This is a genomic window from Pseudomonas sp. C8002, assembly GCF_013385765.1.
Taxonomy (GTDB): domain Bacteria; phylum Pseudomonadota; class Gammaproteobacteria; order Pseudomonadales; family Pseudomonadaceae; genus Aquipseudomonas.
Genome location: NZ_JACAPJ010000005.1, coordinates 388029 through 395163, shown reverse-complemented (window position 1 = coordinate 395163; position 7135 = coordinate 388029). Strand labels below are relative to the sequence as shown.

The 7135-nt window shown below is 60.8% G+C and carries 7 protein-coding genes and 1 pseudogene; 1 reads left to right on the top strand and 7 read right to left on the bottom strand.

Features of this window, described 5'->3' with window-relative positions:
- Positions 1-632: pseudogene (locus HX814_RS08445) on the bottom strand (AlgP family protein); the annotation flags it as partial.
- Positions 633-863: 231 nt separating this feature from the next.
- Between HX814_RS08445 and HX814_RS08440 the strand changes: the two are divergent.
- Positions 864-1529 carry an FKBP-type peptidyl-prolyl cis-trans isomerase gene (locus HX814_RS08440; protein WP_008439319.1) on the top strand — a complete coding sequence of 222 codons (666 nt, stop codon included), beginning with the start codon at positions 864-866 and terminating at the stop codon, positions 1527-1529.
- 53 nt (positions 1530-1582) lie between these two features.
- On the opposite strand, the gene rsd is transcribed toward HX814_RS08440, so the two are convergent.
- The 6 genes from rsd to hemC form a co-directional block, all read right to left on the bottom strand.
- A complete protein-coding gene (gene rsd / locus HX814_RS08435) occupies positions 1583-2041 on the bottom strand; it encodes a sigma D regulator (RefSeq protein ID WP_102604072.1) in 459 nt (152 codons plus the stop codon).
- Between the two features lie 206 nt (positions 2042-2247).
- The gene (locus tag HX814_RS08430) at positions 2248-2769 is read right to left on the bottom strand and encodes a disulfide bond formation protein B (RefSeq protein ID WP_102604071.1); all 522 of its coding nucleotides are present in this window, start codon (positions 2767-2769) and stop codon (positions 2248-2250) included.
- Between the two features lie 236 nt (positions 2770-3005).
- Entirely contained in the window at positions 3006-4247 is a 1242-nt protein-coding gene (locus HX814_RS08425; protein WP_003208828.1) for a heme biosynthesis protein HemY, read from the bottom strand.
- Between the two features lie 5 nt (positions 4248-4252).
- A complete protein-coding gene (locus HX814_RS08420) occupies positions 4253-5371 on the bottom strand; it encodes a uroporphyrinogen-III C-methyltransferase (RefSeq protein WP_003208826.1) in 1119 nt (372 codons plus the stop codon).
- 18 nt (positions 5372-5389) lie between these two features.
- Entirely contained in the window at positions 5390-6157 is a 768-nt protein-coding gene (locus HX814_RS08415; protein WP_152634758.1) for a uroporphyrinogen-III synthase, read from the bottom strand.
- Entirely contained in the window at positions 6154-7095 is a 942-nt protein-coding gene (hemC, locus tag HX814_RS08410; RefSeq protein WP_008439333.1) for a hydroxymethylbilane synthase, read from the bottom strand. The genes HX814_RS08415 and hemC overlap by 4 nt, the downstream gene beginning before the upstream one ends.
- Between the last annotated feature and the right edge of the window lie 40 nt (positions 7096-7135).

Sequence of the window (7135 nt, the reverse complement as noted above, 5' to 3'; positions counted from 1 at the left end):
GGTTTCGCAGCAGCAGTTTTAGCAGCTGGCTTGGCAGCTGGTTTCGCAGCAGCGGTTTTAGCGGCTGGTTTGGCCGCTGGTTTTGCAGCAGCGGTTTTAGCAGCTGGCTTGGCAGCTGGTTTTGCAGCAGCAGTTTTAGCCGCTGGTTTGGCAGCCGATTTAGCCGGTGCTTTTGCTGCAGGCTTGGCCGCAGCTTTTGCAGGTGCCTTGGCAGCGACGGCCTTGCTGGCTGGTTTTTTCGCCGCGCTGGCTGCAACAGCTTTAGCCGGAGCACGGGTGCTCAGCACTTTGCCTACAGCTTCCTTCACACGACCAACACCCTGGGCCAATTTCAGGCTCTCGGAAGCATCACGCTTGAGTTGGGAAATGTAGGTGCGGGTTTCGGATTGACGATCCTTGAGGGCGTCGAGCAAGTCCTCAAGTTCTTTGACGGCGTCCTTGGCCTTGGCTTGTGCCTTGGCTTTGCCAGCGGTCGCTGCGCCTTGCAGTTTGGTGCGGGATTTGTGCAGTTTTTCCTGAGCTTTGCCGCGTTGTTTTTCAAGTTTGGCGAGCAACTTCTCAGCATCAGCCAAGGCTTGTGAACAGGCGCTTTCCAAATGTTCGAGCAGGCTGCCCGAAAGTTGTTGGAGCAAATGCAACGGGGTATTTACAGGCTTCTGTTTGGCCGACATGGTTTACCTCCTGGCTGACGTGGGTGCGGCTCATACTAGCCCTCTGCTCTTACCGCCGCTAGGGCATGTTGACAGTATCGATTGGCTTGCGTTGCACCGCACGAAAATTCTTATTGATATAACGAAAATCCACGCCACTTTTTAAGCATTCACACTGGCATAATCCATCGCACTTTCGGCTGGAGAACGCCCATGTCGCGTTACCTTTTTTTAGTGTTGAGCGTGGTGCTTTGCGTGGCCAACGCAAGCGAGAAATCCCCCTCCAAAGATGACCACGACCTGGCCTACAGCCTGGGCGCGAGCCTGGGTGAGCGCCTGCGCCAGGAGATGCCTGGGTTGCAGGTAGAGGCGCTGATCGACGGACTCAAACAAGCCTATCAAGGTAAGCCACTGGCCCTGGACGACACACGCATCGAACAGATCCTTGCCCAGCACGAAGCACAAAACGCGCCGGACAATCGAGCACCACAAAGTGAAAAGGCACTCGCTGCCGAGCAACAATTTTTAGCCAGTGAAAAATCCAAAAGTGGTGTGCGTGAATTGGCAGACGGCATCCTGCTGACCGAACTGACCCCTGGCAGCGGGAAGAAACCGGCGGCCGATGATCGCGTGCAAGTGAATTATGTTGGGCGGTTACCCGACGGGACCGTCTTCGACAAGAGCACACAACCTCAGTGGTTTCGCCTGGACAGTGTGATCAGTGGCTGGCGCAGTGCGTTGCAACAGATGCCGGTGGGCGCGAAGTGGCGCCTGGTGATTCCATCCGACCAAGCCTATGGCGCTGATGGCGCAGGCGAACTGATCCCGCCTTATACGCCGCTGGTATTCGAGATCGAATTGCTCAAGGCGGGCGCCTGAGCCCAAACGAAAAACGGTGCGCAATGCGCACCGTTTTCTTGTGTCGGGGGGAGTCAGGCCTTAGCCGTCAACTCTTCCTTGTGAGCGTTGTGCAGCACTTCGATCAGGCAATCTTCCAGCTCGAAACGCTCGTGAAGCAAACCACCCAGCTCTTTGAATTTTTCTGCAACGCACTGGCCGGCATCACACAGGTCGTTGAACGCCAGCAGCTTCTCGGTGATGACATCGATACGCGGGTAAATCGTCTCCGCCAAATCGAGGCCACGTTGATCGTCGAAAGCCTCGGCCTCTTTGGTCAACTGCTCGTAGACACCGAAGTGCCCCGCCGATACGTAGTCCACCAATACGCCGCAGAATTCCTGCAATGGCTTGCGGTTCTCGCTGAGCGCTTCGGGCTTGGCACCGAGAGCATCAAAGGCCCGAACCAGTTCGTGACGCGCTTTCAACCAACCATCGATCAGCTTGTGCACCCCACCCCAGCGTTCCTGAGCATTCTGACAACTTTCCAGCATGATGATCTCTCTTCCCTATAGGGGCGCCGCACGCTGCCCGCGCAACACTTCAAGGTTAAAGCGGCAACCGGGCAAAGGTGCATCGAACAGTCTGTTTCAATAACGCGTGCGGGCCAGATTATGCCCGCACGACTATGTCATCAAGGTACGCAGGAGAGAAAGTTCATACAAGTGTTTAATCCCTTCCTACAACCTGCGGTTACCTGTCAGTGCCGTGCAAGGCCAAAACGCTGGCTCAGCAGCAACCGCGAGAACTGCGCGATGCCAAGGATCAGCATCGCCACGAAGAACAGCAGGCTCCACTCGGGAATACTCAAGTCGAACAGCGTCCAGTTGATTTCCACGCAGTCAACGGTGCCCTTGAAGATCAAGGCCAACGTCTCTCTCAGCGACAGGTTCTCGATCATGGACTGAAGGCCGGGCCAACAGGCAGGCAACTGTTCCGGCGGCGTATTTTGCAGCAGCACCTGGCGTACGGCGGTAATGGCGCCCAGCACTGCACACCCCATGCTCGCCGCCCAATACAGGTAGATCCCGGACCGCTTCGGCCCATGAATCGCCGCCACGAGATTGATCAGCGTGAAGGCAGCCACAAGAATTCGTTGCACCTGGCACAGGAAACAAGGCCGCAAAAACGCGGCGTATTCCAGGTAAAAGGACGCGCCCAGCGTCAGCGCACCAGCCAGGAACGCCAGGAGGAACAGGGAGCGTGAGGGGGCCAAAGACATTGTTTATCCGCAACGCAAGAGATAGGTAGTTACGGTAGAGGAAAGACCTTACCCCTTTCAATACGCGCCAGAGCAGACGATTCCGCGAGAGCGTAGGGATATCCCGTCAGAAGGCGAGCGATTAAACGCGCGTCTACGTAGGAGTTTACTACAAGCCGTATTGACTACAGCTATTGGCGTTATTGAAGGGTTGGCCACCAGACAATTCTGAGGCAACCCTTACTCTGTTTCCTACTTCAAACCCGTGCCGGTACCGGCAGCGGTGACGCCAGCAAACGCTTGTCCAGCAAGCCCAGGCCTTCCTGGAACAACTGGTTGCTGCGCTCGGTGTCGCCCAACTGTGCCAGCAGGCGTGCCAGCTCGGCGCAGGCCTCAGGGTTGCGCTGCACCTGCAGGCTGCTTTCAAGGTAGTCCCGCGCCTTGCCCCACAAGCTGTTTTGCAGGCACAGGCGCCCCAGGGTCAGCAGCAGGCTGGCATCGCCTGGATGGTCCTTGAGCCAGCCTTCGGCGAACTTCAACTGCTTCGCCGGATCGCTGCCACGCAGCAGCCCGTAGAGCCGGATCAGATGACTGTCGTACTCGCGCTTGAGGGCACCGCGCAGCACTTCTTCGGCCTTGGCGTCCGCGCCCAACTGGCGCAGTTGTTCGGCGTACGCCAGCACCAGTTGCGGCTCCTGGCGCTGGGCCGAAGTCAGTTGTTGCCAGGCCAGCTCCAGGGATTGCTGCCCGGCCTCGCCCTGCTCTTCGCGCTGGGCAGCCAGGGTCAGGTTCTCGCCCCAGGCGCGTCGCTCCAGGTCGGCCAACTCGGCAGGCGGCAACACCTTGTCCTTGCGCAACTCCGGCAACAGCCGGATTACCGAAGACCAATCGCCACGCTGTTGATACAGCCGCTGCAGTTGGCGCAATACCTGGACGTTATGCGGATGACGCTCATGCATGGCCTGCAGGGTGACCAGGGCGCCATCGGTGTCACCGCGGTCCATCTGCAACTGCGCATGACTCAAGGCTACCGCGAGTTCGGCCTGGGGCTGGCGCTCAAGCGCGCGTTCCAGCAGGCCATCCGCTTCCTCATAACGGCCCTGTTCGTTGGCCGCACGGGCGGCGCCGAGGTAGTAGAGCAATGGCTGGCGTTCGGCTTCGGCCGCACGGTGCAAGTGGCGCTCGGCACTGGCCCAGCGCCCTTCAGCGAGGTCCATCTGGCCCTGCTCGATGGCAACCTGGACCCGACGGCTGCGGTTGCGCCGCGACCACGGATTGACCACGCCACCCGAGGTCAGCACCAGGCCCAGCAGCACCCTGGCCAAATAGATCACCAGGCCGATGGCAAACAACGCCACCAGCGTCGACCACAGCCCGGACTCGTAATGCAGCACATGGGGATAGGTAATCAGCACGTAGCCGGTATGTTTCGAAATGCCCACGGCCAGTGCCAGGGCGATCGCAATCGCCAGCACCAGGATCACATAGAAGCGCTTCATCGGCTTTACTCCTGGGTCGCCGGCTTGCCAGCGGAAGCCTTGGCTTCCTCGGCAGACAGGTGGCGACGGTCAAGGTAAGCCTGCACGGCAGCCAGGCTCGCGGCCAGGTCCGGCGTGACCACCGAGACGGCCTTGGGCTCAAGCTCGGCAATACGGGCCAGCATGGCTTTGCTTTGCGGGTTGTCTTGATTGAAGTTGTCCTGCAACACGCTGCGAGCCTCGCCCAGGGATCGGCTGTACACCGCCGGCTCGCCGTTGAGCGCCGCCCATTGCGCCTGCTCAAGTGCAAGGCTCAGGGCCAGGCGCACCTGGTTCAGGCCTTGCCCTGCCAGGAGCGGGCGAATGTTGTCATCAGGATTGAAGTCGATGCGGAAATACCGCGAGATCTGCGCCCACCACTGACTCCAACGGCTGTCCGTGTCGGTGGTCGGACGCCCATCATTGGCCGCTTCAGGGAGTTGGTATTCCGGCGCGATGGCCGCCAACTGCACGACCTGATCGCGCAATGCCGCCAGTTGCAGGTACAGCCCGGTACGGTCGGGCTGTTCGATATTGCGCAACGCGGCGAGGCTCTTGGCCAACTGCTCACGGGCGGCGTAGGAGCCAGGGTCACTTTGTTCGCGGAGGATTTCGTCAGCGCCCTGGACCAGTGCCTGGGCACTGTTGATGTCCTGCAAGGCGGAAAGACGCAGGCTGGCCAGGCGGATCAAGTGCTCGGCCTCGGCCAGGCGCCAGTCCTGGCGGCTGGCCCCCAGCACGGTTTCCAGGCGCTGGCTCAGGCGTTGTTGATCACCCTGCAATTGCGCCACCAGCCGGCGACGCTCTTCCAGCTCATCGGCGCCGGGCAGTTGCCCCAGACGGGCCGACAGCTGCTGCTGGCTCTGCTTGAGGCTCTGGGATTGGTCGTCCAGGGTTTGCACTTGGCCCAGCTGTTGCTGGCTGCTCGCCTGCAGTGCGCGGACCTGCCAGATCCCCCAGCCACCGGCGGCAACGCCGGCGGCGCCGAGCAACAAGGCCACGATGGCCAGGCCGTTGCCACGGCGCGGGGCGGTGGTGACCGGTGTCTCAACAGGCGCATCAAGCGCGGGCTGAGCTTCATCTTTAGGCAAGGCTGTTTCGCTCACGTATCCATCCTTTGCGTATTAGAGAGTGGGAACGGAAACACTCCGTAACGCCACTAACAAAGCCGCGGCACTGGCGCCACGACAATCCACAACTTCTTTCGCGCCAGCGGCACGCGCCATCTCGGCGACTCGCGGGCTGGGCACGAACAACGGCAGCTGTGCCACCTGGGGCCAATCTGTACCGGCCAGCGCTTGCAGGTGTAAAAAACCCTGCCCACTGCTGACCACCACGCCGTTCAAGCGTTCCACGTTTATGCGCTGGGTCAGCGTTGCACGGTCGTAGTCCGGCAGGAAACGGCGATACAACTCCAGATAGTCGACACTAGCACCTTGCTCGCGTAAACGCTCAGCCAGCAGCTCTCGCCCGCCCTCGCCCCGCAGGATCAGCACCCGGGCGCAGGGCTTCGAGATAGCCTCGCGCAAGGCGACCAGTTCAAGCAAGGCTTCACTGTCGTCGCCGTCGTGGGGATAACTGACATCAAGGCCATGCTCGGCCAACACCTGCGCCGTAGCAGCGCCGACACTGAACCACGGTAACGCCGGCGGTTGCGGCCAGTGTTGAGCCAACAACTGCAAGCCCAGGCGCGCGGCCGGCTTGCTCACCACGATCACCGCGCAATAGCGGTCCAGCTCGCGAAAGACCGCCTGTTGTTCAGGCGTGACAGGCAGCGCTTCAATCTCCAGCAACGGCAGGCTGCTGCTGAAAACACCTTCTTCGGATAACGTCGCCGCCAGGGCCGCCGACTCCTCGGCAGGCCGCGTCAGCAGCACACGCCATTGCATCACTGCGGCCCGGCCTCGCCGTACACCGCTTGCAGAATGGCACCGGCGCCTTTTTCCAGCAGTTCCTCGGCGACCTTGATACCCAGGCTGGTGGCCTCGCTTTGCGGCCCGCGAATCTCTGCGGTGAGCAACAACCCACCACTCGGGTCGCCCACCAGGCCACGCAGCCAGAGGTTCTCGCCCTCAAGCACGGCGTAACAGGCGATCGGTACCTGGCAGCCACCGTTGAGGTGCTTGTTCAGGGCACGTTCGGCGGTGACGCGAATTTCGGTGTCCTGGTGATCCAGCGGCTTGAGCAGCGCATGAATTTCGCTGTCGGCGGTGCGGCATTCAATGCCCACAGCGCCCTGCCCGCCGGCCGGCAAGCTGTCTTCGACGCTGATGGCCGAGGTGATGCGGTCTTCAAAGCCCAAGCGGATCAAGCCGGCTGCCGCGAGAATGATCGCGTCATATTCACCGGCGTCGAGCTTGGCCAGGCGAGTATTGACGTTGCCCCGCAGGAAGCGGATTTGCAGGTCCGGGCGGCGGGTCAGCAACTGCGCCTGGCGACGCAGGCTGGAGGTGCCGACGACGCTGCCCAGCGGCAGCTCATCCAGGGAGGCATAGGTATTGGAAACGAAGGCGTCGCGGGGGTCTTCGCGCTCGCAGATGCAAAACAGGCCCAGGCCTTCAGGGAAGTCCATGGGCACGTCTTTCATCGAGTGCACGGCGATGTCGGCTTCGTTTTCCAGCAGCGCGGTTTCCAGCTCCTTGACGAACAGGCCCTTGCCGCCGATTTTCGACAGTGGCGAATCAAGCAGCTTGTCGCCGCGACTGACCATGGGCACCAGGGACACCTTCAGGCCAGGATGAGCCTGCTCAAGGCGTGCTTTGACGTATTCGGCCTGCCATAAGGCCAGGGCGCTTTTACGGGTGGCGATGCGGATTTCGCGAGAGGACATGGATCAATCCGTACTGAATAGATACGGCAGATAATAACAG

Excerpts from the sequence above, each read along its gene's own strand:
- HX814_RS08440 (WP_008439319.1), top strand. The coding sequence starts at position 864 with ATGTCGCGTTACCTTTTTTTAGTGTTGAGCGTGGTGCTTTGCGTGGCC.
- rsd (WP_102604072.1), bottom strand. The coding sequence starts at position 2,041 with ATGCTGGAAAGTTGTCAGAATGCTCAGGAACGCTGGGGTGGGGTGCAC.
- HX814_RS08430 (WP_102604071.1), bottom strand. The coding sequence starts at position 2,769 with ATGTCTTTGGCCCCCTCACGCTCCCTGTTCCTCCTGGCGTTCCTGGCT.
- HX814_RS08425 (WP_003208828.1), bottom strand. The coding sequence starts at position 4,247 with ATGAAGCGCTTCTATGTGATCCTGGTGCTGGCGATTGCGATCGCCCTG.
- hemC (WP_008439333.1), bottom strand. The coding sequence starts at position 7,095 with ATGTCCTCTCGCGAAATCCGCATCGCCACCCGTAAAAGCGCCCTGGCC.